This is a genomic window from Zoogloea oleivorans (genome assembly GCF_008107625.1).
Taxonomy (GTDB): Bacteria; Pseudomonadota; Gammaproteobacteria; order Burkholderiales; family Rhodocyclaceae; genus Zoogloea; species Zoogloea oleivorans.
Genome location: NZ_SDKK01000002.1, coordinates 137394 through 160538, shown reverse-complemented (window position 1 = coordinate 160538; position 23145 = coordinate 137394). Strand labels below are relative to the sequence as shown.

The 23145-nt window shown below is 66.1% G+C and carries 24 protein-coding genes; 12 read left to right on the top strand and 12 right to left on the bottom strand.

Annotation, left to right across the window (positions count from 1 at the left end):
- Positions 1-7 precede the first annotated feature (7 nt).
- Positions 8-799 (top strand): HD-GYP domain-containing protein, encoded by a 792-nt coding sequence (locus ETQ85_RS02365; protein ID WP_148577524.1) that lies wholly within the window; start codon positions 8-10, stop codon positions 797-799.
- Positions 800-817: 18 nt separating this feature from the next.
- Here the strand turns inward: ETQ85_RS02365 and ETQ85_RS02360 are convergent, their stop codons facing one another.
- On the bottom strand, positions 818-2299 hold the full coding sequence (locus ETQ85_RS02360) for a protein adenylyltransferase SelO (protein WP_148577523.1): 1482 nt from the start codon (positions 2297-2299) through the stop codon (positions 818-820).
- Positions 2300-2427: 128 nt separating this feature from the next.
- Between ETQ85_RS02360 and ETQ85_RS02355 the strand changes: the two genes are divergently transcribed.
- On the top strand, positions 2428-3831 hold the full coding sequence (locus ETQ85_RS02355; protein ID WP_148577522.1) for an ATP-binding protein: 1404 nt from the start codon (positions 2428-2430) through the stop codon (positions 3829-3831).
- Positions 3824-4459 carry a response regulator gene (locus ETQ85_RS02350; protein WP_148577521.1) on the top strand — a complete coding sequence of 212 codons (636 nt, stop codon included), beginning with the start codon at positions 3824-3826 and terminating at the stop codon, positions 4457-4459. The genes ETQ85_RS02355 and ETQ85_RS02350 overlap by 8 nt, the downstream gene beginning before the upstream one ends.
- Before the next feature lie 12 nt (positions 4460-4471).
- On the opposite strand, the gene ETQ85_RS02345 is transcribed toward ETQ85_RS02350, so the two are convergent.
- On the bottom strand, positions 4472-4921 hold the full coding sequence (locus ETQ85_RS02345; protein WP_148577520.1) for a cupin domain-containing protein: 450 nt from the start codon (positions 4919-4921) through the stop codon (positions 4472-4474).
- A 253-nt stretch (positions 4922-5174) separates the two neighbouring features.
- On the opposite strand from ETQ85_RS02345, the gene ETQ85_RS02340 reads away from it, so the two are divergent.
- Genes ETQ85_RS02340 through ETQ85_RS02330 form a run of 3 tightly spaced genes read left to right on the top strand, consistent with a single transcriptional unit; the run spans position 5175 to position 6871 of the window.
- On the top strand, positions 5175-6068 hold the full coding sequence (locus ETQ85_RS02340; protein WP_148577519.1) for a tetratricopeptide repeat protein: 894 nt from the start codon (positions 5175-5177) through the stop codon (positions 6066-6068).
- Between the two features lie 3 nt (positions 6069-6071).
- Positions 6072-6557 (top strand): MotA/TolQ/ExbB proton channel family protein, encoded by a 486-nt coding sequence (locus ETQ85_RS02335; protein WP_148577518.1) that lies wholly within the window; start codon positions 6072-6074, stop codon positions 6555-6557.
- Positions 6554-6871 (top strand): DUF2149 domain-containing protein, encoded by a 318-nt coding sequence (locus tag ETQ85_RS02330; protein ID WP_148577517.1) that lies wholly within the window; start codon positions 6554-6556, stop codon positions 6869-6871. The genes ETQ85_RS02335 and ETQ85_RS02330 overlap by 4 nt, the downstream gene beginning before the upstream one ends.
- On the opposite strand, the gene ETQ85_RS02325 is transcribed toward ETQ85_RS02330, so the two are convergent.
- The 10 genes from ETQ85_RS02325 to bamE form a co-directional block, all read right to left on the bottom strand.
- Complete coding sequence (locus tag ETQ85_RS02325) at positions 6856-8946, bottom strand: ATP-binding protein (protein WP_148577516.1); 2091 nt, start codon at positions 8944-8946, stop codon at positions 6856-6858. The genes ETQ85_RS02330 and ETQ85_RS02325 overlap by 16 nt on opposite strands.
- Entirely contained in the window at positions 8943-9410 is a 468-nt protein-coding gene (locus tag ETQ85_RS02320; RefSeq protein WP_148577515.1) for a hydrogenase maturation protease, read from the bottom strand. The genes ETQ85_RS02325 and ETQ85_RS02320 overlap by 4 nt, the downstream gene beginning before the upstream one ends.
- Entirely contained in the window at positions 9400-10935 is a 1536-nt protein-coding gene (locus ETQ85_RS02315; RefSeq protein ID WP_148577514.1) for a nickel-dependent hydrogenase large subunit, read from the bottom strand. Before ETQ85_RS02315 ends, ETQ85_RS02320 begins: the two co-directional genes overlap by 11 nt.
- Before the next feature lie 11 nt (positions 10936-10946).
- Positions 10947-11888, bottom strand: coding sequence for an NADH-quinone oxidoreductase subunit B family protein (locus ETQ85_RS02310; protein ID WP_148577513.1), 942 nt, complete (start codon positions 11886-11888; stop codon positions 10947-10949).
- 136 nt (positions 11889-12024) lie between these two features.
- Positions 12025-12468: a hypothetical protein gene (locus ETQ85_RS02305; RefSeq protein ID WP_148577512.1), complete on the bottom strand. Its 444-nt coding sequence runs from the start codon at positions 12466-12468 to the stop codon at positions 12025-12027.
- Positions 12469-12522: 54 nt separating this feature from the next.
- Positions 12523-12891, bottom strand: a complete 369-nt coding sequence (locus ETQ85_RS02300) for a DUF779 domain-containing protein (RefSeq protein WP_148577511.1) — start codon at positions 12889-12891, stop codon at positions 12523-12525.
- Positions 12892-12968: 77 nt separating this feature from the next.
- Positions 12969-14489, bottom strand: coding sequence for an acetaldehyde dehydrogenase ExaC (gene exaC, locus ETQ85_RS02295; RefSeq protein WP_148577510.1), 1521 nt, complete (start codon positions 14487-14489; stop codon positions 12969-12971).
- Positions 14490-14756: 267 nt separating this feature from the next.
- Positions 14757-15704, bottom strand: a complete 948-nt coding sequence (locus ETQ85_RS02290; RefSeq protein WP_342781945.1) for a methyl-accepting chemotaxis protein — start codon at positions 15702-15704, stop codon at positions 14757-14759.
- 50 nt (positions 15705-15754) lie between these two features.
- Entirely contained in the window at positions 15755-16486 is a 732-nt protein-coding gene (locus ETQ85_RS26080) for a PAS domain-containing protein (RefSeq protein WP_187394554.1), read from the bottom strand.
- Positions 16487-16608: 122 nt separating this feature from the next.
- Positions 16609-17091 carry an outer membrane protein assembly factor BamE domain-containing protein gene (bamE, locus tag ETQ85_RS02280; protein ID WP_148577508.1) on the bottom strand — a complete coding sequence of 161 codons (483 nt, stop codon included), beginning with the start codon at positions 17089-17091 and terminating at the stop codon, positions 16609-16611.
- Positions 17092-17190: 99 nt separating this feature from the next.
- Here bamE and ETQ85_RS02275 point away from each other — a divergent pair, with 99 nt between their 5' ends.
- The 6 genes from ETQ85_RS02275 (at position 17191) to ETQ85_RS02250 (ending at position 23122) form a co-directional block, all read left to right on the top strand.
- Entirely contained in the window at positions 17191-18315 is a 1125-nt protein-coding gene (locus tag ETQ85_RS02275; RefSeq protein ID WP_148577507.1) for a branched-chain amino acid ABC transporter substrate-binding protein, read from the top strand.
- 56 nt (positions 18316-18371) lie between these two features.
- A complete protein-coding gene (locus ETQ85_RS02270; RefSeq protein WP_148577506.1) occupies positions 18372-19484 on the top strand; it encodes a branched-chain amino acid ABC transporter substrate-binding protein in 1113 nt (370 codons plus the stop codon).
- 78 nt (positions 19485-19562) lie between these two features.
- Positions 19563-20495, top strand: coding sequence for a branched-chain amino acid ABC transporter permease (locus ETQ85_RS02265; RefSeq protein ID WP_148577505.1), 933 nt, complete (start codon positions 19563-19565; stop codon positions 20493-20495).
- 10 nt (positions 20496-20505) lie between these two features.
- On the top strand, positions 20506-21618 hold the full coding sequence (locus ETQ85_RS02260; protein ID WP_148577504.1) for an ABC transporter permease subunit: 1113 nt from the start codon (positions 20506-20508) through the stop codon (positions 21616-21618).
- Positions 21615-22400, top strand: coding sequence for an ABC transporter ATP-binding protein (locus ETQ85_RS02255; protein WP_148577503.1), 786 nt, complete (start codon positions 21615-21617; stop codon positions 22398-22400). The genes ETQ85_RS02260 and ETQ85_RS02255 overlap by 4 nt, the downstream gene beginning before the upstream one ends.
- Positions 22397-23122, top strand: coding sequence for an ABC transporter ATP-binding protein (locus tag ETQ85_RS02250; RefSeq protein ID WP_148577502.1), 726 nt, complete (start codon positions 22397-22399; stop codon positions 23120-23122). Before ETQ85_RS02255 ends, ETQ85_RS02250 begins: the two co-directional genes overlap by 4 nt.
- Positions 23123-23145 lie beyond the last annotated feature (23 nt).

Sequence of the window (23145 nt, the reverse complement as noted above, 5' to 3'; positions counted from 1 at the left end):
AGACATCATGAAAACGCCGACTTTCCCCGAAGCTGCATCGATGCTGGCCGAGCCGGCTGGCGAGATGGAGTGCCTGACCCGCCGCATCGAGCAGGCCGAGGCCGAGCTTGCAGCCCTCCGCAAGGAGCGCGATCAGGCTTTTCGCGCCATTGCCGACCTGCGCAATGAAACCTTCTTCGATCTGGCCCGCAGCGCCGAGCGCAATGATGGCGAATCACCGCTGCACACCGCGCGCATCGGCATCTACACAAGCCTGATCGCCGCCGAACTGGGCTGTCCGGATGCGCATTGCCAGTTGCTCGAACGCGCTGCGCAACTGCACGACATTGGCAAGATCGGGATCCACGCGACCATCCTCAGCAAGCCGGGGCCGCTGACCACCGAAGAATGGAAAATGATGCGCGAACATCCGCGCATCGGCGCCAGCATCATCGGCGAATCGGAGCAGCCGCTGCTCAAGCTGGCCGGCGAAATCGCGATGAGCCACCACGAGCATTTCAATGGCTTTGGCTACCCCTTGGGTCTGGCCGGTGAGGCCATTCCCCTGGCGGGGCGCATCGTCGGGCTTGCCGATTTCTTTGACGCCTTGACCCATGACCGCAGCTATCGTCAGGCGCTGCCCGTCGACAAGGTTTTGTCGATGATCGGCGAACGGCGTGGCGAACAGTTCGATCCGCTGGTCGTCGATGCCTTCATGCGTATTTTCGAGCAGATCGAGGAAGTTCGCGAGCAACTGGTCGAGCAGGAAGCCTTCGGCGATGCGGCGGACTGGGACAGTCCCTGGTGGATGGTTTACTGAACGACCACCGCCGTCTTCTCAGCTCGAACAGCTCACTGACAGCCCCGTTGCCCATTGCGGCGGCGGGGCTGCAAAGCGTTCGTTTTCGGGTTGCTCGTCGAAGGGTCGGGCGAGGCAGGCGAGCACCGCTGCCACCTCGCTGAAATCCTTGGCCCGGGCGCTGCGGATGGCCGATTCGGCGATCCAGTTGCGCAGGATGTACTTCGGATTGACCGCATTCATGGCGGCCTGGCGGTCGGCGTCGGGGCGGCCTTCGGCGCCGAGTCGGGCGGGCCACAGGGCCAGCCAGGCGTCGCCCGCAGCCCGGTCGATGAGCAGGTCGCGCACGGGGGCGTCAGCCTGGGCGCGGCTGGCGTCGTCCACCTGCGCCGGCAGGCGCCCGAGCTGACGGAAGAACAGGGTGTAGTCGGGGTGCTGCTGCTGGAGCAGGCCGAAGGTCTCGCCGATGAAGTCCTCGTCGCCGGGCAGAGCCTGGGCGAGGCCCAGTTTGGCGCGCATCAGGTCCATGAAGTGGCTTTCGAAGGCCGGGGCGTAGCTTTCCTCGATGGCGGCCTGCACCGCGGCGGCCGGGCCGATCAGCGGGGCCAGCGCGCGGCCGAGGGCGTAGAGGTTCCAGTGGCCGATCTGCGGCTGCGACTGGTAGCTGTAGCGGCCGTGGTCGTCCGAATGGTTGCAGATGTGGCCGGCGTCGAAGGCGTCCATGAAGCCGAAGGGGCCGTAGTCGAGGGTCAGGCCAAGGATCGACATGTTGTCGGTGTTCATTACCCCGTGCATGAAACCCACGGCCTGCCAGCGGGCGATCAGTTCGCCGGTGCGCCGGCCCACGTCGCGCAGCAGGGCGTCGTAGGGGTTGGTGGCGGCGCGGCATGCGGGGCGAAAACGGTCGATCACGTAATCGGCCAGCGCGCGTAGTTCATCCGGCTTGTTGCGCGCACTCCAGTGTTCAAATGATCCAAAACGCACGAAGCTCGGCGCCAGGCGGGCGACCACCGCGGCGGTTTCAACCGTCTCGCGGCGAATCGGCGCGTCCGAGCCGACCACGCTGAGGGCTCGGGTGGTCGGGATGCCGAGGGCCGCCATGGCCTCCGAACACAGGAATTCGCGGATGCTCGAACGCAGCACGGCACGGCCGTCGGCGAAGCGCGAGTAGGGCGTCGGACCGGCGCCCTTCAGCTGGACTTCCCAGCCGCTGCCGGTGGCGATTTCGCCGAGCAGATGGGCGCGCCCGTCGCCGAGCTGACCGGCCCACATGCCGAACTGGTGGCCCGAGTACACGGCGGCCAGCGGTTCGCTGCCGGGCAGCAGCGCGTTGCCGGCGAAGACTTCAGCGAACTCGGGGCGGGCTACTTCGGCGGCATCCAGCCCGATCAGCGCGGCGACCTCCTGGCTGGCGGCCACCAGGTAGGGGGCAGGCAGCGGTTCGGGCGGCAGGCGCGTGTAGAAGGCTTCGGGGAGGCGCGCGAAGGCGTTGTCGAAGGGCAGGGTCTCGAGGGTGTGCATGGTCTCTGTCCGGGCGCTTTATCTTTGTGGGTCGGGCAATTTGCCTGCCGGGTTTTCGGTAATCTGGCGGCGCGGCGCACCGGTGGCGTCGCTCGCCAAATCCGACTATTTCAGTATGGTATTACAAGATGCAGCTACGCGGCACCGATGCGGTGGCGGACGGGCACGCCAGGGCCGTCGATCTGAAGCGTCACCTGTTGTTGCGGGTGACGCTGTTTGCGCTGGTGATCGGCCTGATCGCCAGCGGCGTGGTCTTGCAGCAGGCGCAGGAACGCATCCGCAGCCATATTGCGCGCACCGGCGGTACCGTGGAGCGCCTGCTCGCCGGCGAGGCGACCCAGCCGCGTGACGTGTTCCGGCGCAGTCTGGAGTCGATGGACCTGTCGTCCCTCGACGGTATCGGCCCGCTGCTCGGCATCTGTGTGGCAGTCGAGGACATCTACAAGCGTCCGGCCATCCAGCGCTGTTTTGACGATGGCGCCGATCCGCCGGTGCTCGTGCGCTGGCTGCTGGCCCGCGTGATCGGGCCGGAGGTGAGTTACGGAGGCGCGATTGGCCAGTATCCGGGCGTGAAGGTCGGCGAGTTTGTCGTTACGCCCAACCTCGACAGCGAGGCTGTGGAACTCTGGCACCAGATTCGCACGGTGCTGGGGATGACCGTCGGCATCCTGCTGCTCAACCTGCTTGTCTATCTGCCTGTGCGCCGCGCGCTGGGACCAACGGACGCCATTCTGGCGGTGCTCGGGCGCATGGAGGCGGGCGATCTGGCTGCCCGCATGCCGCGTCCGCGCCTCATCGAGTTGCGCCGCATTGCCAGCGGCTTCGATCATCTGGCCGAGCGCTTGCAGAAGACCATCGCCGGCCAGCGCCACCTGGCCCAGCGCCTGCTGGCCGTACGCGAGGAGGAGCGGCGGCGCCTCGCGCGCGAGCTCCACGACGAATTCGGCCAGTGCCTCACCTCCATCGGCGCCGAGGCGGCGTTCATTACCGAGGGCGTGCGCGGGCCGCAACCGGCGCTGCTGCCGGCGGCCCGGGCCATTGCGTCGGTCACCGCCCACATGATGGAAAGCCTGCAGGGCATCCTGCTCCAGTTGCGTCCGGTGGGGCTGGAGGAATTCGGCCTGCACGCCGGGCTCGAGGAACTGGTCGGGGGCTGGCGGCGCCGGCTGCCCGAGTGCGTATTCGAGTTACGTGTCGAAGGGCAGGTCGATGACCTGCCGGACGAGCTGACGGTGAGCCTCTACCGCATCGTCCAGGAATGCCTCACCAACGCCCTGCGCCACGCGGCGCCCGGCCGGGTGACGGTGAGCCTGCGGCGTGAGGCGGACGCCTGCACCCTGGTGGTCGAGGACGACGGCGAGGGCACTCCGCTCAGCACGGCGGGCAGCGGGCTGGGCGTGCTGGGCATGCACGAGCGGGTCGAGGCGCTGGGCGGGTGCTTTGCAATGACGCGCTGCGTACCCTGCGGCATGCGCGTCGAGGCGGCGTTTCCGGCCTCGGCAATGGTGGAACACGAGGAAGAACATGCTTGAGAAGACCCGTCTGGTGCTGGTGGACGACCATGCCATCGTGAGGGAAGGCTACCGGCGCTTGCTGGAGTCGCGCGCCGACCTGGCCATTGTCGGCGAGGCGGCCAATGCCCGCGAGGCGCTGGAGCAGTTCAAGGCACTGCTGCCGGATGTGCTGGTGCTCGACCTGGGCCTGCCCGACATGGGCGGGGTGGAACTGATCCGGCGCCTGCTGCAGCGCGACGCCGACGCGCGCATCCTGGTGTTCACCATGCACCGGGAGCCCTTGTTCGCCACCCAGGCCCTGCGCGCCGGGGCACTGGGTTACGTGACCAAGAGCAGCCCGCCGGATGTGCTGGTGGCCGCCGTGTACCAGGTGGCGGCGCGGCGCCAGGTGATCAGCCCGGACATCGCGCCCGAACTGGCGCTGGCCCTCATCGAACGGCCGCGCGAGCCGCTGGCCGAGCTGGCCCCGCGGGAGTTCGAGATCCTGCGCCTGCTGCTCGACGGCTGCAGCGCGGAGGACATCGGTGCGCGGCTGTCGATCTCCGCCAAGACGGTGCAGAACAGCCACTACCAGATCAAGAGCAAGCTCGGCGTGCGCAGCGACATCGAGCTGACCCGGCTGGCGCTGCGCCTTGGCCTGATCTGAGCGGCGCCGGGTTCAGGCCGCCAGGGCCACTTTCTGCGCTTCAAAGAGCGTGATCAGCGTGTCGAAACCGATTACGCCGATGGGCTGGAAATCGTCGTCGAGGAGTTCGTAGAGTGCATCGTCGGCACCGGCCCGGATGCTGAAAAAGACAATCGCTTCCTCCTTGCCGCCACCTTCCCGGTGGGGCTGGGCGCTGGCCGGCGAGCGCGTGTAGCTGCCGGTCGGGCGCACTTCGCGCAGGCTGCCGTCGGCTTCATAGAGGCGGTGCTCGCCCTGTACGACGAAGGTGTGGTTGAGAGCCTGGTGGCGGTGCAGGACGATCTGCTCACCGGCGGCGAAGCGGAACAGCACGTCGGCGATGCGCCGCTCCACGTCCACGTCGAGGATGGTGTAGTGGAGGTGGGGAAAGTCGCCCAGGCGGTTCCAGTGGATGGCGCGGTCGTCGAAGCGGAAATGGGGCACGGAGATTCTCCTTGGTTGGATAGGCCGGTTTTGGCCGTGACCAGTAAAACCCGGCGTGCCGGCGCTCCCCAAGGTCAGTTTGCCCGGCGCCGGGCAGGCATTTTCCCCGGTGCGCGGTGGGCTGCCGGGCGGGTAAATTGCCCGTTGTTTTGGGGGCAAGCATCGGCGGACCGGTTGCCGAGCGGCGCCTAGAGTGGCGGCTGGCCGGTGAGATCCGCTTTCCGGTCGCCAACCCGGAAAAGGATGCAGGCAGATGGCAAGAGTGGCACGGACGGGTTTGCTGGCCCTGGGCTTTCTGGCCGCTTCGGCGTGGGCCGGCGACAACCGCTTCTGCGGTGGCCCGGTCGTGCAGAGTGGTGAACCCACCGATCTGGCTCACGTGGTGGGTGACCAGACTCTCGAGTACATGGCTGACCAGCCGGCCAGCATGATGGTGTGCAGCAAGGGCTACCTGCTGGAAAAGTGTGGCGACCACGAGAACGCCCACAAGGTTTTCGACAAGTGCATTGCCGCCGGCTACATCGGCGCAATGATCTGGAAGGCTCTGATGTTGCAGGACGGTGCCGGCGGCGTGCCGCCCGATCTGCCTGCCGCCGCCGAGCTGATGCGCCGCGCGGCGGGCGCTGGCGATTCGCCCTACGCGACCCTCGGCAAGCTCCACTACGCCAGTGCCCTGCACATGGGCAAGGGGGTGCCGAAGGATGAGGCGGCGGCCCGCCAATGGTTTGAAGCCGCGGCGGCGGACGGCAACCCGGACGCCCTCGAATTCCTGCGTACCGGCTATCACACGGGCGACCGCGACGGGCAGGCACGGGGGGTCGGCGAGTTGCCGGCCGTGCCCTTGCCGGGCGAGTTGATGGAGGAGGCGCCGGTGGTATCTCGCGTGGCGCTGGCCGCCCCCGTACCCGCTGGGGCCCGTCGCCTGAGCCACGACCTTCCGGCGACGCCACCCCCCGCGCCTGCGCTGCCGCAGGTGGATGTCGCCCCGTTGTCCCCGACCGGCCAGCATCTGGCCCGTGTCGAAGCGTCACCCTTGCCGGCGACAACCCTGCCGGTGAGCTTGGCCGCGTTGCTGCTGGTGGCCTTTTTGTCCGGCGTGCTGCACCAGGGTCTGCGCGGCCGCCGTCTTGCCTTTTCAGGAGTCTGAGTCATGAATGAAAGCATCGAAACCTTCATGTACGGCGTCAGCCAGCTGTTTCTCGTGCCGGTGCTGGCGGCCATTGGCGTGCTCTTTCTGTACGCCTTCTATGCGCTGGGCGCTTTCCTGTGGCAGGCGGCCCAGCGGCGGGCCGGGCGTCCGGCGGGCTTCGAGCTGGCTGGCGTGTGGCAGCGAGAACCGGGGCTGGTGATGGCCGATCTGGAAGCCCTGGCGCTCAAGCGTCTGGAGTTTGCCCGTATTGCCACCCGTGTCGCGCCGATGCTGGGGCTGGTGGCGACGATGATCCCGATGGGGCCGGCTCTCAAGGCGCTCGGCGACGGGCAACTGACGGATGTGTCGCGCAGCCTGATGGTGGCGTTTTCGGCGGTGATCCTGGCCCTGATCGCGGCGGCGCTGACCTACTGGGTGGTGAATGTGCGACGACGCTGGTACGCGGCCGATCTGCTGGCCATCGAGAAGGCGGAGGCTGCGCGATGAAGCTGCGTTTGCAGGATGCCGGCGACGACGCCGACGATCCGGTGCTGTCGCTGGTCAATCTGATCGATGTGTTCCTCGTCATCATCGCGGCCCTGTTGCTGGCGGTGGCGAAGAATCCGCTCAACCCTTTCAGCGACGAGAAGGTGACGGTGATCCGCAAGGCCGGCACGCCGGAGATGGAGGTGGTGGTGAAGGACGGGCGCAAGATCGAGCACTTCAAGGGCGACGGCGCGAGCCAGTCTGCCGGTCGGGGCGTCAAGGCCGGTACGGCCTGGCGGATGCCGGACGGCTCGCTGGTCTACGTGCCGGACTGAGGCAGCCCGGCACGCGGCACGCGGATCTCGAACATTGCGCCACCGTCCGGGTGATTGCGTGCCGAGATGGTGCCGCTGTGGCCGCGGACGATTTCCTGGGTGATGGCGAGGCCAAGACCGGTGCCGCCGGCGCCGGTCTTGGTGGCACTGCTCTGCACGAACTTGTCGAAGATGCGTTCTTCTTCACCGGGCGGAATGCCGATCCCCCGGTCATGCACGGTGAGGGCCAGGGCTTCCCGTTTGCCGAGCATGGCGTCGCTGAGGGTGACGGTGATGGTGCTGCCTTCCGGTGAGAACTTGATGGCGTTGGAGAGCAGGTTCTGCACGGCGTGGTGAAACTGCTGGGTGTCGATCAGGGCGACAGTGCTGGCTGTCTGGCAGTTGATGGCGAGGGTGATGCCGCTGCTCGTCATGAGGGCGCCCAGGTCGTTGTGGACCCGCTCCACGACGGTGGCCATGTCGGCCAGACGGAGCATGAAGTCCACCCGTCGGGATTCAAGTTTGGCCAGATCGAGCAGGTCATTGACCAGCACCCCCAGGCGGCTGCCGCTCTGGTGAATGCGCTCGAAGTAATTGATGATCTTCTCGTCCGGCGCCTGGCCGGTACGGGTTTCACCGAGCCGGGCGTAGGACAGGATGCCGTGCAGCGGAGTGCGGAACTCGTGCGACATGTTGGCCAGGAACTCGCTCTTCAGGTGGTTGGCCCGTTCGGCGGCCTCCTTGGCGGCGACCACGTCGGCGGTTTGCGCGGCGACCAGTTCGGACAGGTGGTCGCGGTGGCGGCGCAGTTCGGCTTCGATGGACTTGCGGGCCGAGATGTCCTTGGCGGTGCCTCGATAACCAAGGAATTCACCGCTGGCCGAAAACGTCGGCAGGCCGGCCACGCTGAGCCAGGTCAGGTCGGTGGCGTGGGGGCGGATGCAGTAGTCAAAGTCGCGAAACTCCATCCGCCGGGCCACGGCATCGTGGTAACCGAGCCATTTCGTGGTGTCGGCGAGGTCTTCTTCCGTGGCGAAGTCTTCCCGTCGCGCGCCGCGCACGATGTCGATGAGTTGTTTGCTGTTGCGGCTGGGGCCGATGTATTCGGTGAAGCGCATCTCGGCGTCGGTTTCCCAGTACCAGTCGGAGGATACCGCTGAGTAGTCGCGGAAGCGCTGCTCGCTGTCCTTGAGGGCTTGCTCGCGGGTGCGCAGGGCAGTGATGTCGGAGCCGACGATGACGACGCCCTGCAGCTTGCCGCTGCGATCATGGAGGGTTGAGGCGCGCAGCATGAAGTGGCGCAGGGTGGCGTCGGGCAGGCGGCTTTCGATACAGGTTTCCATCTCCAGGTTGCCGCGCAGCAGGATGGTGCGGAACAGTACGCTGCCGGCGGCGACACTGGGGGCAGCCTGGTGCAGCGGGGCCAGGGTTTCGGCGGTGAGCAGGCTGTCGGGTGAGCTGCCGACGAGGCTGGCTGGGTCGATCCCCAGGCAGCGCCGGACGGCGGCATTGGCCTGCTTGATGCAGCCGAAGCGGTCCACCACCAGCAGCAGACTGTCCATGGTGTCCATCACGTTGGTGACGAAGGCACTCAGGCGGGCCTGCTCGGCACTGCGCTCTTCGAGCAGGCGGGACTTGGCGCTGACCTCGTCGACCATGGCGTCCATCATCACGGTGACGGCGCCGATCTGCTGTTCGAGGCTGGTGTTGGCGTGGCGCAGGGCTTCGAGCTCGGCCTGCAGGCGCTGGATGTCCGCCTGGGAGGTGGCAGTGGGGGGCGCTTCATCGTTCATGATGAGAACGAAGTCGTCGCCGTCCCTGCGCACCGGTAGCGTATGGCCGATGCCCTCGGTTTCGACCTTGAGTCCGTGGGCCGGGCAGACGATGCGGCCTTCCTCGTCTTCCGGGCTCTCGTCAAGGCGGTAGCCTTCGTGGGGACAGGTGGCGGACAGGGCTGTCCAGGCGGCCCCGCGCTTGATGATCAGGATGTGCTGTCGGCCCGGTCGGCCGGGCAGGTCTACCACGCCACACAGGCGGTTGCGCTGGCCAGCGACCTGGCGCAGCTGGCGGATTGGAATTGTGCGGCCGGTGCTCATGACAGGTGTTCCATGACCCTGCGGGCGGCACGGGCGATGCTGCCGGCGACGGGGTGTGAGAGCCCGGGCGTGAAGGGCTGTGTGGACTCGATTTCGATGCCGATCAGGTGGATTTCCGGCAGATGCGCGAGCGCCAGTGGAAGCAGGCGCAGCAGGGCGCCGACGCCGGCGCCGTGGAAGCCGCCGGGGGCTTCGTCGGTGTCGGCGGCCTCGGCGAGGAGCAGGGCGTCGAGGTCGTGCACCGAACCGGGGGCACCGAAGCCGCGCAGGGCATCCACCACCACGGCGCGGCGGCAGCCGTCGAAACAGCCGATGGCGGCAAGCCCGGCGATGTCGGCACGCATCAGGCGCACGCCGGAGGGCAGCCGCTTTGTGGCAAGCAGGGCATGAACAGCCGGGCCGACACCATCGTCGCCGTGCAGCTCGTTGCCGAAGCAGATGATGTGGATGTCGTCAGACGCCATAGCGGTGTCGTTCCGCGCGTCCGACAAAGTGCACCGTGCATACCAGGCAGGGGTCGTGGGAGCGGACGATGTGGCCGATTTCGATGGGGTCGGCCGGGTCGGCCAGTTCGACCCCGATGACGCTTTCTTCCCAGTGGCCGTGCTGGCCGGCGCTGTCCTTCGGCGAAGCGTTCCAGGCGGTGGGGGTGACGATCTGGTAGCGGCTGATGCGCCCGTCTGTTACCTGTATCCAGTGTCCGAGGCTGCCCCGGGCGGCCTGTACCAGGCCGTAGCCTTCACCCTGGTCGAGGGCGCCGGCCGGCGGGGGCAGGTAGTGGGGCGTGCCGAGCTGGCGGGCGAGTTCGGCCAGGTGTTGCTTCATCAGGTGCAGGGTCAGGCCGGTACGGCGCAGTCGGGCAAACTGGCGCAGCCAGGCGTTGGGGCCTTCGAGGGCGAGCAGGGATACGATGAGCTGGTCGCCGCCGGTGAGCAGTTCGGCCAGCGGGCCGGTTTCGATCACCTTGTCGCCGTAGCGGGGGGCCTTGGCCCAGGTGTAGCGGTCGGTGTCGGGCTGGTAGTCGGGCACCGTTTCGCCGATGTAGGGGTGGCGCCCGCCCGGGTAGGGGCGGTACCAGGAATGGCGCACGTGCTCGTTGATGATGTCCGGGTTGAAGGCGTCCAGCTGGCCGTGGTCGGCGTGGTAGAGGCCCGCGGGGAGCAGGCCGGCCGGCTCGCCGTAGGGTGGCTGCCAGCGCAGCGGGTCGTGCCACGAGCCGGCACTGAGAAAGTAACGGGCGCCGGCGCCGATGTGGTGCAGGCCGATGGCACGGGCGAAGCGGGTCAGGAGGCCGAGGGCGCTGGCGGCGTGGGGGGCGGCGTCGAGCCAGCTGAAGAAGGCGTCGGCGCTGTCGAGGGCCAGCCAGTTGTCGAGGCTGTCGCCGATAACGTCGAGTTCGTACCACTCGATGGTCCGGTCCACGATGTCCTGGCAGTCCATCAGGTCGCGGGCGGTGGCGCCGCGGGTGATGCCGCCGGGCAGCATGTAGGAGGAGTGCGGCCACTGGCCGCCGTAGATGGCGACCAGTTCGACCACCTTGCGGCTGGCGGCGAGGGTCGAGCGCACGATGCGCCCCTTCATGGGGGCGAAGGCCGCCTCGATGTCCGCGAACAGGGGCTGCGCCGCGTAGCGCGGATGGACGAAGTCCGGGGTGAAGAACAGGAAGCTCTGGCGCAGGTCGCTCTGCACGTTTTCGGCCATCAGGCACAGGTTGCGCACGAGGGTGGCGTGGGGCGACACCGGCAGCTGGGCCATGCGCTCCAGCGCCAGCGCGGCAGTGTACAGGTGGGCGGTGCCGCAGATGCCGCACACGCGGGGCGTGATCACCAGCCCGTCCTTGGGCGCGCGGCCGATCAGCAGTTGCTCGAAGCCGCGGAACAGCGTGCCGACGCAGCGGGCGTCCACCACCCGGTTGCCGTCCAGATCCACCTGGAACTCCAGGTCACCTTCCACGCGGTTGAGGTCGATGTTGAGGGTGGTGCGGCTCATGGGGCGTGCCTTCAGGGCTCCATCTCGCGATTCTTTACGCGCAGTGGAGCGGCCGCGTGGGCGAGGTTCTTGTAGGCCATGTAGTGGGCGCGGGAGACGCCCAGTGGCAGGGTCACCGGCACCGCACCGATTTTCTCGGTACGGAACAGGTCGCCATCCCGTGGAAAGCCGGGTGAGGTGCACCCGAAGCACGGAACACCGGCGCGGGGCTTGCTGCTGCGCCCGTTCCACAGTTCGCTGTTGCAGTTGGCCAGGGTGCTGGGGCCCTGACAGCCGAGGTTGAAGTACATGCAGCCGCGGCCGCCGGGCACGGTCTCTTCGACGTCGTACTCGTGGTATTCGTTGCGCGTGCAGCCTTGGTGCACCGTGGTGCTGAAGAAAAGGCGTGGCCGGTTGAGGAAGTCGAGTTCCAGCGGCAAATCCTGGGCGAGCATGGCCAGGCTGCGGGTGATGGTGGTCGGATGGGTCGGGCAGCCGGCCAGGTTGATGACCGGCAGGCCGGCACCGGAGCGCCATTCCGGTGGCAGCAGCCCGCCCGGTTGTTCGTGGTCGAACTGCAGGCCGGTGCAGTCGGTGGGATTGGGCGGCGCGGCGGGAATGCCGCCGAAGGCCGAGCAGGTGCCCACGGCGACCACGTAACGCGCGCGCCGGGCGAGGGCTTCGGCGATCTGGATCTTGGGGCGGCCGCGGTAGCTGTCGAACATGCCGGTGCCAAAGGGGCCGGTGATGAGGCTGCCTTCAACGCACAGGATGTCGAGTGCCTGGGTGCCGGCCTCGATGGCTGCGATCAGCTTGCCCAGCCCGCCAGGTGGCGTGTCGGAGAGGGATGGGTGCCACAGCAGCTCAATGCTGCCCTTGCGCATCAGGCTTTCGATGGAGGGGCTGTCCGCGTTGAGCAGCGACATGGTGTCGCCGCTGCAGGCGCCGGTTTGAAGCCATAACAGGGTGGCCATGGATGGGTTCTCTCCGCAGGAGCGCGATTCGTGAGTGCTGCGATCATGTGACCGCGGTATGGCGCCACGTGCTTCCTGAGAAGTTCACGTCAATCGGGGGCGCAGCCTTTAGGAGAAGGTCAAAGAAACCTGTTGGTTATTGCCCGTAATGGGTTTGGCGCGTGTCGCCGTCCTGCGCCAGAGGAGAGGGTCCTCGCTCAAACGCCTGGCGCAGGGCTAGGTCGTCCGGCCCGAGGGGGATCAGCCGGGCGCTGAGGCGCAGGGTCGGGCAGTGGGCCGAGGCGGAGTCAGGGCTGAACTCGGCCAGGTCTACGAGCAGGCGGTTGGACTGGACCCGCAGCACGTCGTGAGCCGTCACCAGCAGGGTGCCGCAGGAGATGCGTGCCCACGGTACGTAGCCGTCCGGGTTGCCGTGCAGGTCGGCCCGGGTCCAGCGCAGGCGCTGGGTTTCAGGAGCGTTGCCGTCGAACAGCAGGTGGAGCTTGCCGGAGCTGTCATGCAGGGAGCCGAGGAACATCTCGGCTTCGGGGCTCAGGCGGACCCGCAACGAGTCGACAATGCCGGCCGGGTGTGTGCTCATGGTCCTTCCTTTCGTTTGTCGTCGTCGGGTGAAAAAACACGCACCTTGTCGGGCTCAGTGTCCCGGGATGGGAGGCAGGGTCGACAGTTCGTTTTCGTTGAACAGGCGGGAACGGGTCACAAAGGCCTTGCCCTTGCCGCAGTCGAGGGAGAAATCGCCACCCTTGCCGGGTTCCACGTCGAGGGTCAGCTGGCTGCTACCGTAGTAGGAAAACTCCTGGTGGCCCAGGTAGAAGGGCGCGCCGGCTACGTCGCCGAGCAGCACCATCGTCGGGCCGGGCTGCACTTCACCGACCTTGTAGCAGTTGGGCACGCTGCCGTCGCAGCAGCCGCCGGAAAGCAGGAACATCAGCGGGCCGAACTCGGCAGCGAGTTCGTCAATGAAGCGGCAGGCCGCCTCGGTGGCCACGATGCGAGCGGTCATGATGGGGTCCTTGAAGAAAAAAACGGGGCGAGAAACCTCGCCCCGTAACACCTTGCCTTACTCGTTTGACTCGGGGATCAGAAGAATCCCAGGGCGTTCGGGCTGTAGCTGACCAGCAGGTTCTTGGTCTGTTGGTAGTGGTCGAGCATCATCTTGTGGGTTTCGCGGCCGATGCCGGACTCCTTGTAGCCGCCGAAGGTCGCACCCGCCGGGTAGGCGTGGTAGCAGTTGGTCCAGACGCGGCCGGCCTTGATGCCACGGCCCATGCGGAAGGCGCGGCTGCCGTCACGGCTCCATACGCCGGCGCCGAGGCCGTACGGGGTGTCGTTGGCGATGGCCAGGGCTTCGGCTTCGTCCTTGAAGGTGGTCACGGCCAGCACCGGTCCGAAGATCTCTTCCTGGAAGATGCGCATCTTGTTGTGGCCCTTGAAGAGGGTCGGCTGGATGTAGTAGCCGCCTTCAAGGTCGCCGCCCAGATGGGCGCGCTCGCCGCCGACCAGGCATTCGGCGCCATCCTGCTGGCCGACTTCCATGTAGGACATGATCTTGTTGAGCTGATCGGCGGAAGCCTGGGCACCCATCATGCTGTCGGTGTCGAGCGGGCTGAGCTGCTTGATGGCCTTGACGCGGGCCAGCACCTTTTCCATGAAACGATCGTAGATCGATTCGTGGATCAGGGCGCGGGACGGGCAGGTACACACTTCGCCCTGGTTGAAGGCGAACAGCACCATGCCTTCGACAGCCTTGTCGAGGAAGGCGTCGTCGGCGGCCATCACATCTTCAAAGAAGATGTTGGGGGACTTGCCGCCGAGTTCCAGGGTGGCCGGAATCAGGTTGGTGGCAGCGGCCTGGGCGATGACGCGGCCGGTAGCGGTGGAGCCGGTGAAGGCGATCTTGGCGATACGCTTGCTGGTGGCCAGCGGCATGCCGGCTTCGCGGCCAAAACCGTTGATGATGTTCAGCACGCCGGGGGGAATCAGGTCGGCGACCAGTTCGGCCAGCACCAGGATGGAGATCGGGGTGGATTCGGCGGGCTTCAGAACCACGCAGTTGCCGGCGCCGATGGCGGGAGCCAGCTTCCAGGCCGCCATCAGGATCGGGAAGTTCCAGGGAATGATCTGGCCAACGACGCCGAGGGGCTCGTGGAAGTGATAAGCGATGGTGTTTTCGTCGATCTCGCTGATGCTGCCTTCCTGGGCGCGCAGACAGCCGGCGAAGTAGCGGAAGTGATCGACAGCCAGCGGGATGTCGGCGTTCAGGGTTTCGCGGATGGCCTTGCCGTTATCGACGGTCTCGGCGTAGGCCAGCAGTTCGATGTTGGCTTCCAGGCGGTCGGCGATCTTCAGCAGCAGGTTGGCGCGCTCGGTGGGGGAGGTACGGCCCCAGGAGTCGGCGACAGCGTGGGCGGCGTCGAGGGCCAGTTCCACGTCTTCGGCGGTGGAGCGGGCGGCCTGGGTGTAGACCTTGCCGGTGATCGGGGTGATGACGTCGAAGTATTCACCCTTGACCGGGGCAACCCACTTGCCACCGATGAAGTTGTCGTACTTGGACTTGTATTGGACTTTGGCTTCGGCAGTACCGGGCAGTGCGTAAAGCATGAATGTCTCCTCCTGGATTTGATTGAAAACGCGTTGTGCAGCGTTGTCATCCATTCAGCAGGGGTCATGCCAGCTCCGGATCAGCTCTCGTTATGGGATCAAATGTCTTTTTTATCAGTCCCTTGGTGAGGGTGTGCCATTTTTGTGCAGCGCCGCATCGGCTGCCTGGGGGTGTCTCGAAACGGGACGGTTGCTCCATGCCAAGTGCACGATGGAGCACTTTTGTGAATGCGGTGTGTCAGGCTGTGCCGCCTCCCGCATCTTGGCTCAGGCGATCCGGAAGCGCCCCGACAGGTCTTCCAGGGTGTGGGCGAGGGTGGACAGGTCGTCCGCCGCACGGGTGAGGGTGGCGGCGCTGGCGGCGTTGGATTCGGAGGCGCCGGCGATCCGTTCGACCCGCTGGGCAATATCCCGGGCGGCCGTCGATTGTTCGTTGAGGCCGAGGTTGATGCCTTCCACCGAGGCGAGTACCTGACGGGTGCTGTGCTGGATGTTGCCGACGGTCTGGCCTGCTTCGTCGGCGAGGGTGACGCCGCGGGCGACCCGGTTCACGCCGCTTTCCATGTCGTCGGCGGCACTGCGGGTGGCCGCCTGGATGCGTTCGATCATGGTGGTGATTTCGGCGGTGGATTTGGTTGTGCGCTCGGCCAGTTTGCGCACCTCATCGGCCACCACGGCAAAGCCGTGCCCCGACTCGCCGGCCCGGGCGGCTTCGATGGCGGCATTGAGGGCCAGCAGGTTGGTCTGGTCGGCGATTTCCTTGATGACGCCGACGATCATCGAGATGCCGCCGGACAGGTTCTCCAGTTCGCGGACCGAGTTCGCCGAGATGTTGACCGACTGGGCGATGGAGCGCATTTCGGCTGCCGCATCGCCGATCACCCGGGCGCCGCTGGTGGCCTGCTGGCCGGAACTTTCCGACAACTGGTGGGATTCGCGGGCATGGTCGCCGATATGGTCGATGGAGACGGACAACTCCTCGACGGCCGCCGCCATCGCCGCAGCTGATTCGGCCTGGTCTTCTGCCAGTTGGTAGGTTTCGCTGGCGGTGCTGCTGAGCTGGCGGGCGTTGGTGAGGAGGGCCTTGACCTCGTTACGGATCGAGGCGATCAGTTCGTGGAGGTTGTTGCGCATGACGGCCATATGGACGATCAGGGCGCCCAGTTCGTCATTGCTGGCAGCGGGCAGGGGCTGGAGCATGTTGCCGGCGGCGATGGCTTCGGCGACGGTCTTCCCGCCCGCAATCGATTGACTGAGCCGGCGGGTCAGCAGGAGGGTTGCCAGGCGGCAAGGGTCAGGCCTGCGGCCATTCCGGAAAGCAGTTGCAGGCTTGTCTGGTAGCGTGCTTCAGCCCTGTCCGCTTCGATTTTTCCTGTGCCTTGCGAGGCGCTCGCCGGGTTCTCATGAAGCGTCCTGAGGGCATCGCGGCTGCTGCCGGCGGCATTCAGACCCACCAGACCGACGATCAGGCACAGGGCAGCAAGGCTGCCGGTGATCAGGTAAATGCGGGTGATCAGACCCGTTTGCGGCATGAACCGTCTGAACGCGGCCAACAGGCCGGTGGGCGCGAGTCGTCCTTCGTCGAGGCGGATGTCCGTGTCGCTGCGCATTCGCGCATACAGTGCTTCGGCGCTGGCGATTTCTTCGCGGCTGGCCTTGATGCGCACCGACATATAGCCCGAACCGTCGGCCATGGGTGTGGCGGTGGCGCGTACCCAGTAGAAATCGCCGTTCTTGCGCCGGTTCTTGACGATGCCGCTCCACGGTCGGCCACGTTCCAGGCTGGCCCACATGTCCCTGTAGGCCTCGGGCGGCATGTCCGGGTGGCGGACGATATTGTGGGCCTGTCCGAGCAGTTCTTCGCGGGTGAAGCCGCTGGCTTCAACGAACTCGTCGTTGCAACTGGCGATCAGGCCTTTCCGGTCGGTGCGGCTGATGATGGCGGCCCCGTCCTGAATGAAGTACTCGGTACGGGTGACGGGAAGGTTGCTGCGCATGGCGGGCTCCGGGGCATGGACTCAACCCTGGGCTTAACGGTCAGGGGGCGAGCTCCTGAAGGGCGCGCCAGATGCCGAGTGACTTTTGTCACAGGTCTCGTTGCCAGCAACGGCCATGCCTGTCAGCCGCGTATCTCGTTACTGCGGCTGGTGCCGGTAACTTTGCCGTCCATGTCGAAATGGATGTTGAAGAACACCGCGGCGTTGAATTCGGGAGGCAGGCGCCAGTCCCAGACCTCTTCCTTCTTCATCGCGAAGCTTTGCACCGAGCGCGGTTTGCCGAGCAGGCGACGCACCTGGTCCTTCGTCCAGCCGGCCTCGACGCGGGCGAAGTTTTGCGGGGTGAGCACGTTTTCGAGGTTTTTCAGGATGTTGTCTGGCCCGATGGTGGCCATGAAACACTCGGTGCCTTCGGGCTGGCGGGTGTATTCCCAGGTCACGCTGCCGTCGTCGTTGCGCCATTCGATACCCGGTTTGCCGAGCTTGTCGCGCACATCGAAGCCGGTAGAAACGCCGGGTTTCAGGTCCTTCAGGTTGACCGCGTCGCAGCCGATCAGGCCGATGGCCGCCAGGGCGCCGAGAAAAAGGGAGAGCAGACTGCGCATGGGGAAATCTCCGGATTGGCCCGTATCCCGCCAAAGGGGCCGGGCTTGGTTACAATCGCCGTCATTCTGGCATGAACGCCCTTTGCGGAGGATCAACAGGTGAAACACAGCGTGATGATGCTGGCCCTGGCCGGCGTGACGATGACGGGCAGCACGGCAGCCCTTGCCGACATGATCGTCAAGATCGGTTTTGCCGGCCCGCTGACCGGGCCGATTGCCCACGTCGGCAAGGACGAACAGTACGGCGCCCAGCTGGCCCTCGACGATGCCAACGCGAAGGGCCTCAGCCTGGGCGGCCAGAAGGTGAAGTTCGAACTGATGGCCGAGGACGACCAGGCCGATCCGCGCACCGCCACCACCGTTGCTCAGCGCCTTGCCGATGCCGGCGTGAAGGGCGTGGTGGGCCACGTCACCTCCGGTGCGGCGATTCCGGCCTCGCGCATTTACGAGCAGGCCGGCATTCCGGCGATCACCCCGTCGTCCACCAGCCCCAAGCTCACCCAGCAGAAGTACAAGACCACCTACCGCGTCATCGCCAACGACCTGCAACAGGGCGCGGCCATGGCCCGGTTCGCCACCGAGGTGCTCAAGGCGAAGCGCATTGCCGTCATCGACGACCGCACTGCCTACGGGCAGGGGCTTGCCGATGCGGTGGTGGACAGCCTCAAACGCCTCGGCGTGACGCCGGTCGGGCGGGAGTTCACCACCGACAAGTCCACCGATTTCGCGGCCATTCTGACCAAGCTGAAGGGCGCCCAGCCCGACGCGATCTTCTACGGCGGCATGGACGCCCAGGGCGCGCCGGTCCTCAAGCAGATGAAGCAGCTTGGCATCGCGGCCAAGTACCTGGGCGGCGACGGCGCGTGCACTGCCGAGATGATCAAGATTGCCGGTGCGGCCATGAGCCCCGACGTGTATTGCACCCAGGCCGGCATCCCGATGGACAAGATGCCCGGCGGCAAGGACTTCAACGAACGCTTCAAGAAGCGCTTCGGCGTGCCGGTGCAGCTTTATGCGCCTTACAGCTACGACGCCGCCAGTGCCCTCATCGAAGCGATGAAGCTGGCCAATTCGGCGGAACCGGCCAAGTACCTGCCGCAGCTCCAGAAAGTCGCCTTCAAGGGTGTCACCGGCAACATTGCCTTCGATCCGAGCGGCGACAGCCGCGAGGGTGGCGTGACGCTCTACCAGTTCAACAGCGGCAAATGGGAAGCCCGGCCCTGATCGGCCCCGAAGTTGCTAGACAGCCTTGCCCCGTATAAACCAGAGGAGAAACCCGCATGAAACACACCCTTGTCGCCCTTGCCGTGCTCGGTCTTGGTGCATCCGCAGTGCACGCCCAGGAAGTCGTCAAGCTCGGCACCGCCGCGCCCCTTACCGGCACCCAGTCGCATCTGGGCAAGGACATCGAAAACGGCGTGCGCCTCGCCATCGAGGAATACAACGCCAAGGGCGTGACGCTCGGCGGCAAGAAGGTGAAGTTTGAAGTGCAGGCCGAGGATGACCAGGCCGACCCGAAGACCGCCACCACCGTGGCCCAGCGCCTGGTGGACAGCGGCGTCAAGGGGGTTATCGGGCACCTCAATTCCGGTGCTTCGATCCCGGCCTCGCGCATTTACAACGAAGGCGGCATTCCGCAGGTTTCCCCGGCTTCCACCAACCCCAAGCTGACCCAGCAGAACTTCAAGGCCACCTTCCGCACCATCGCCAACGACGTGCAGCAGGGCCTGGCCATCGGCAAGTACGCGGCCACCAAGCTGGGCACCAAGATCGCCCTCATCGACGACCGCACGGCCTACGGCCAGGGTCTGGCGGATGAAGTCGAAAAGGCCGTCAAGGCCAGCGGCGGCAAGCTGGTGGCGCGTGAATTCACCAGCGACAAGGCCACCGACTTCCTGTCCATCCTGACCCGCATCAAGGCCCAGAACCCCGAGGTGATCGTCTACAGCGGCATGGACACCCAGGCCGGCCCGATGCTCAAGCAGATCAAGCAGCTCGGCCTCAACGTCAAGTTCATCACCGGCGACGGCGCTTGCACCGGCGAAGTGATCAAGCTGGCCGGTGACGCCATCACCGGCAACACCTTCTGCACCCAGCCCGGCCTGCCCCTCGACAAGATGCCCGGCGGCAAGAACTTCAACGAGCGCTTCAAGAAGCGCTTCAATGCCGATGTGCAGATCTACGCGCCGTATTCCTACGACGCCACCTCGGCCATCATCGAGGCCATGAAGGCCGCCAACAGCAGCGATCCGGCCAAGTACGCGGCGTCGATTGCCAAGGTGAACTTCCCCGGCGTGATCGGCACCGTGGCCTTTGACGCCAAGGGCGACATCAAGGACGGCGCAGTCACCGTCTACCAATTCAAGGCCGGCAAGTGGGAAACCGCCAACTAAGCTGACCTGCCTCTCAAGGGGCGCGCCATCCGGTGCGCCCCAGTCGTTTCGTTCTCCCACCCTTTCCGGGTCGCATCAATGGAAACCCTTCTCCAACAAACCGTAAACGGCCTCGTCGTGGGCAGCGTGTATGCGCTGGTCGCCCTCGGCTACACGATGGTCTACGGCATTCTCGGGCTGATCAACTTCGCCCACGGCGACGTGCTGATGATCGGCGCGCTGGTCGCCCTCGAGGCAATCCGCCTGATCCAGCTCTACGCGCCTGACCTCGGCCTGATTCCCACGCTGCTCGGCGGTCTCGGCGTGTCGGTCATCGTGTGCATGGCCCTCGGCTACACCATCGAACGCACCGCCTACCGTCGCCTGCGCAATGCGCCGCGGCTGGCCCCGCTGATCACCGCCATCGGCGTGTCCTTCTTGCTCCAGACCCTCGCCATGATCATCTGGGGGCGCAACTACCACACCTTCCCGCAGCTGGTTTCCACTACGCCGCTCGAACCCGTGGCCGGCGTTTTCATCACCCCGGTGCAGATCGCCATCCTGGTGGTGTCCGCCACGCTGATGGTGGCCCTGCTGCTGCTGGTCAACAAGACCCGCCTCGGCCGCGCCATGCGTGCTACTGCCGAAAATCACAAGGTGGCCAGCCTGATGGGTGTGGACACCAACAAGATCATCGCTGCCACCTTCATCATCGGTTCGGCCCTGGCCGCCGTGGCCGGCGTCATGTTTTCGTCGAACTACGGCATCGCCCACTACGCGATGGGCTTCATGCCTGGCCTCAAGGCCTTTACGGCGGCGGTGCTGGGCGGCATCGGCAACCTTGGCGGGGCGATGCTCGGCGGGCTGCTGCTCGGGCTGGTCGAGTCCATCGGCGCCGGTTACATCGAGGACATGAGTTTCGGTTTCCTCAACTCCAGCTACCAGGACATCTTCGCCTTCGTCATTCTCGGCATCGTGCTCATCTTCCGGCCTACCGGCCTGCTGGGCGAGCGGGTGGCCGACCGGGCTTGAGGACACTTCCATGAACCAACTCGCTCTCGCCATTCCGTGGCTCGGCAAGCGCAACCCGGCGGCGGCCCGCTGGGTGGTGATCGCCCTGGCCCTCGCCGCGCCGCTGATTGCCGTGCTGTTCGGCAAGACCTGGGTGCGCATTCTCGATTTTGCGATGCTCTACGTGATGCTCGCCATCGGCCTCAACCTGGTGGTGGGCTTCGCCGGTCTGCTCGACCTGGGCTACATCGCCTTCTACGCGGTGGGTGCCTACACCTTCGCCTTCCTCGCTTCGCCGCACTTCGACATCCACCTGCCTTTCTGGCTGGTGCTGCCGGCAGGCGCAGGCTTTGCCGCGCTGGCCGGGATCATCCTCGGCCTGCCCACGCTGCGCCTGCGTGGCGACTACCTGGCCATCGTCACGCTGGGTTTCGGCGAGATCGTGCGCATCTTCCTCAACAACCTGAACCACCCGATCAACATCACCAACGGGCCGCAGGGCATCAACATGGTCGACCCGCTGGTGCTCTTCGGCTGGGACATCTCCCAGGGGCTGCAGATTGGCGAGTCGTTCAAGATCAACTCGCTGTTCCTGTACTACTACGTCTTCCTGGCCTTCGTGGTGCTGTCGATCATCCTCGTCCAGCGCTTGCAGATTTCCCGCATCGGGCGGGCCTGGGCGGCGATTCGTGACGACGAGCTGGCGGCCAAGGCGATCGGTATCAACACCCGCAACATGAAGCTGCTGGCCTTCTCGCTGGGGGCCACCTTTGGTGGCGTGTCCGGCGGGCTGTTCGCGGCCTTCCAGGGCTTCGTGTCGCCCGAGAGTTTTTCGCTGATGGAATCCATTGCCGTGCTGACGATGATCGTCTTTGGCGGCATGGGCAACCTGGCCGGCGTCATCGTCGGCGCGTTGGCCCTCACTGCGCTGCCGGAAATCCTGCGCTACGTGGCCGTGCCGGTGCAGCAGGCGCTGTTCGACCGGGTCATCCTCGACCCCGAAGTGCTGCGCATGCTGCTGCTGTCGCTGGCGATGATCTTCATGATGCTGCTGCGCCCGTCGGGGCTGATCCCCGCCTACAGCCGCTATTCGCGTCCTGAACTGGTCGTTGGCAAGGAAAGCAGCGGGGAGGCCGCCAAGTGATCACGCTCCTCGAAGCCCGCGGCATCGGCAAGCGCTTCGGCGGCCTCACGGCCTTGTCCGACGTGTCGCTGACCATCCGCAAGGGCGAGATCTACGGCCTCATCGGCCCCAATGGCGCCGGCAAAACGACCTTCTTCAACGTGCTCACCGGCGCCTACACGGCCGAGCAGGGCGAGATTGTCTTCAACGGTACCGAACTGCCGGCCGGCAAGCCGCACCTGGTGGTCGAGGCCGGCATTGCCCGCACCTTTCAGAACATTCGCCTGTTCCGCGAAATGACTGCCCTCGAAAACGTGATGGCCGGCCACCACATCCGCTCTCGCGCCAACCCCTTCGCGATCCTGCTGCAGACCAAACACGCCAAGGAAGAGGAGCGCCTGATCACCGAGCGCGCCTTCGAACTGCTGCGTTACGTGGGCATCGAACGCTTTGCCGATACCGTGTCGAAGAACCTCTCTTACGGCGACCAGCGCCGCCTCGAAATCGCCCGCGCACTGGCCACCGAGCCGCAGCTGCTGGCCCTCGACGAACCCGCCGCCGGCATGAACGCCACCGAAACCGGCAAGTTGCGCGAACTGGTCCAGACCATCCGCCACGACGGCGTTACCGTGCTGCTCATCGAGCACGATGTGAAGCTGGTGATGGGCCTGTGCGACCGGCTGGCCGTGCTCGACTTCGGCAAGAAGATCGCCGAGGACGTGCCCGCCATGGTGCAGAAGAACGACGCCGTGATTTCCGCCTACCTGGGCGGCGGCACCCACAAGGCCGGAGCTGCCGCATGAGCGACGCGACCAAACCCCTGCTGCAACTGCGCGACACCAAGATTTCCTACGGCGCCATCGAGGCCGTGAAGGGCATCAGCCTGGAACTCGCCAAGGGCGAACTGGTGTCGCTGATCGGGGCCAACGGCGCCGGCAAGACCACCACGCTGAACGCCATCGCCGGCCTTTTGCCGGTGGCCGGCGGCGAAGTTCTGTACGACGGCGCGAAGATCAACGCCCTGCCGGCCCACAAGCGTTTGCGCCAGGGCCTGGCCCTGGTGCCGGAAGGGCGCGGCATCTTCACGCGCCTGACGGTCGAGGAGAACCTGCGCATGGGCGCCTACTGCCGGCGCGACAGCGATGCCATCGAGGCCGACATGGAGCGCGTGTTCACCATGCTGCCGCGGGTCAGGGAGCGCCTCCAGCAGGTCGCCGGCACGCTGTCGGGCGGCGAGCAGCAGATGGTTGCCATTGGCCGGGCGCTGCTGTCGCGGCCGCGCCTCTTGCTGCTCGACGAGCCGTCGATGGGGCTGGCGCCGCTGGTGGTCGAGAAGATTTTCGAGGTCATCCGCTCGGTGGCCGCCGAGGGCGTCACCATCTTGCTGGTCGAGCAGAACGCCAACCTGGCTTTGGAGTTTTCGCAGCGCGCCTACGTGATGGAATCGGGCCGGATCACCCTGACCGGCTCCGGTGCCGACCTGCTCGCCGACCCGAAGGTGCGGGCAGCTTACCTGGGCGAGTGATGGCGGGGCTGACGAAGGGCGCG

Excerpts from the sequence above, each read along its gene's own strand:
- ETQ85_RS02305 (WP_148577512.1), bottom strand. The coding sequence starts at position 12,468 with ATGAGCACACACCCGGCCGGCATTGTCGACTCGTTGCGGGTCCGCCTG.
- ETQ85_RS02335 (WP_148577518.1), top strand. The coding sequence starts at position 6,072 with ATGAATGAAAGCATCGAAACCTTCATGTACGGCGTCAGCCAGCTGTTT.
- ETQ85_RS02325 (WP_148577516.1), bottom strand. The coding sequence starts at position 8,946 with ATGAGCACCGGCCGCACAATTCCAATCCGCCAGCTGCGCCAGGTCGCT.
- ETQ85_RS02250 (WP_148577502.1), top strand. The coding sequence starts at position 22,397 with ATGAGCGACGCGACCAAACCCCTGCTGCAACTGCGCGACACCAAGATT.
- exaC (WP_148577510.1), bottom strand. The coding sequence starts at position 14,489 with ATGCTTTACGCACTGCCCGGTACTGCCGAAGCCAAAGTCCAATACAAG.
- ETQ85_RS02310 (WP_148577513.1), bottom strand. The coding sequence starts at position 11,888 with ATGGCCACCCTGTTATGGCTTCAAACCGGCGCCTGCAGCGGCGACACC.
- ETQ85_RS02265 (WP_148577505.1), top strand. The coding sequence starts at position 19,563 with ATGGAAACCCTTCTCCAACAAACCGTAAACGGCCTCGTCGTGGGCAGC.
- ETQ85_RS02350 (WP_148577521.1), top strand. The coding sequence starts at position 3,824 with ATGCTTGAGAAGACCCGTCTGGTGCTGGTGGACGACCATGCCATCGTG.
- ETQ85_RS02300 (WP_148577511.1), bottom strand. The coding sequence starts at position 12,891 with ATGACCGCTCGCATCGTGGCCACCGAGGCGGCCTGCCGCTTCATTGAC.
- ETQ85_RS02270 (WP_148577506.1), top strand. The coding sequence starts at position 18,372 with ATGAAACACACCCTTGTCGCCCTTGCCGTGCTCGGTCTTGGTGCATCC.
- ETQ85_RS02320 (WP_148577515.1), bottom strand. The coding sequence starts at position 9,410 with ATGGCGTCTGACGACATCCACATCATCTGCTTCGGCAACGAGCTGCAC.
- ETQ85_RS02315 (WP_148577514.1), bottom strand. The coding sequence starts at position 10,935 with ATGAGCCGCACCACCCTCAACATCGACCTCAACCGCGTGGAAGGTGAC.
- ETQ85_RS02355 (WP_148577522.1), top strand. The coding sequence starts at position 2,428 with ATGCAGCTACGCGGCACCGATGCGGTGGCGGACGGGCACGCCAGGGCC.
- ETQ85_RS02360 (WP_148577523.1), bottom strand. The coding sequence starts at position 2,299 with ATGCACACCCTCGAGACCCTGCCCTTCGACAACGCCTTCGCGCGCCTC.
- bamE (WP_148577508.1), bottom strand. The coding sequence starts at position 17,091 with ATGCGCAGTCTGCTCTCCCTTTTTCTCGGCGCCCTGGCGGCCATCGGC.
- ETQ85_RS26080 (WP_187394554.1), bottom strand. The coding sequence starts at position 16,486 with ATGCGCAGCAACCTTCCCGTCACCCGTACCGAGTACTTCATTCAGGAC.
- ETQ85_RS02340 (WP_148577519.1), top strand. The coding sequence starts at position 5,175 with ATGGCAAGAGTGGCACGGACGGGTTTGCTGGCCCTGGGCTTTCTGGCC.
- ETQ85_RS02365 (WP_148577524.1), top strand. The coding sequence starts at position 8 with ATGAAAACGCCGACTTTCCCCGAAGCTGCATCGATGCTGGCCGAGCCG.
- ETQ85_RS02260 (WP_148577504.1), top strand. The coding sequence starts at position 20,506 with ATGAACCAACTCGCTCTCGCCATTCCGTGGCTCGGCAAGCGCAACCCG.
- ETQ85_RS02330 (WP_148577517.1), top strand. The coding sequence starts at position 6,554 with ATGAAGCTGCGTTTGCAGGATGCCGGCGACGACGCCGACGATCCGGTG.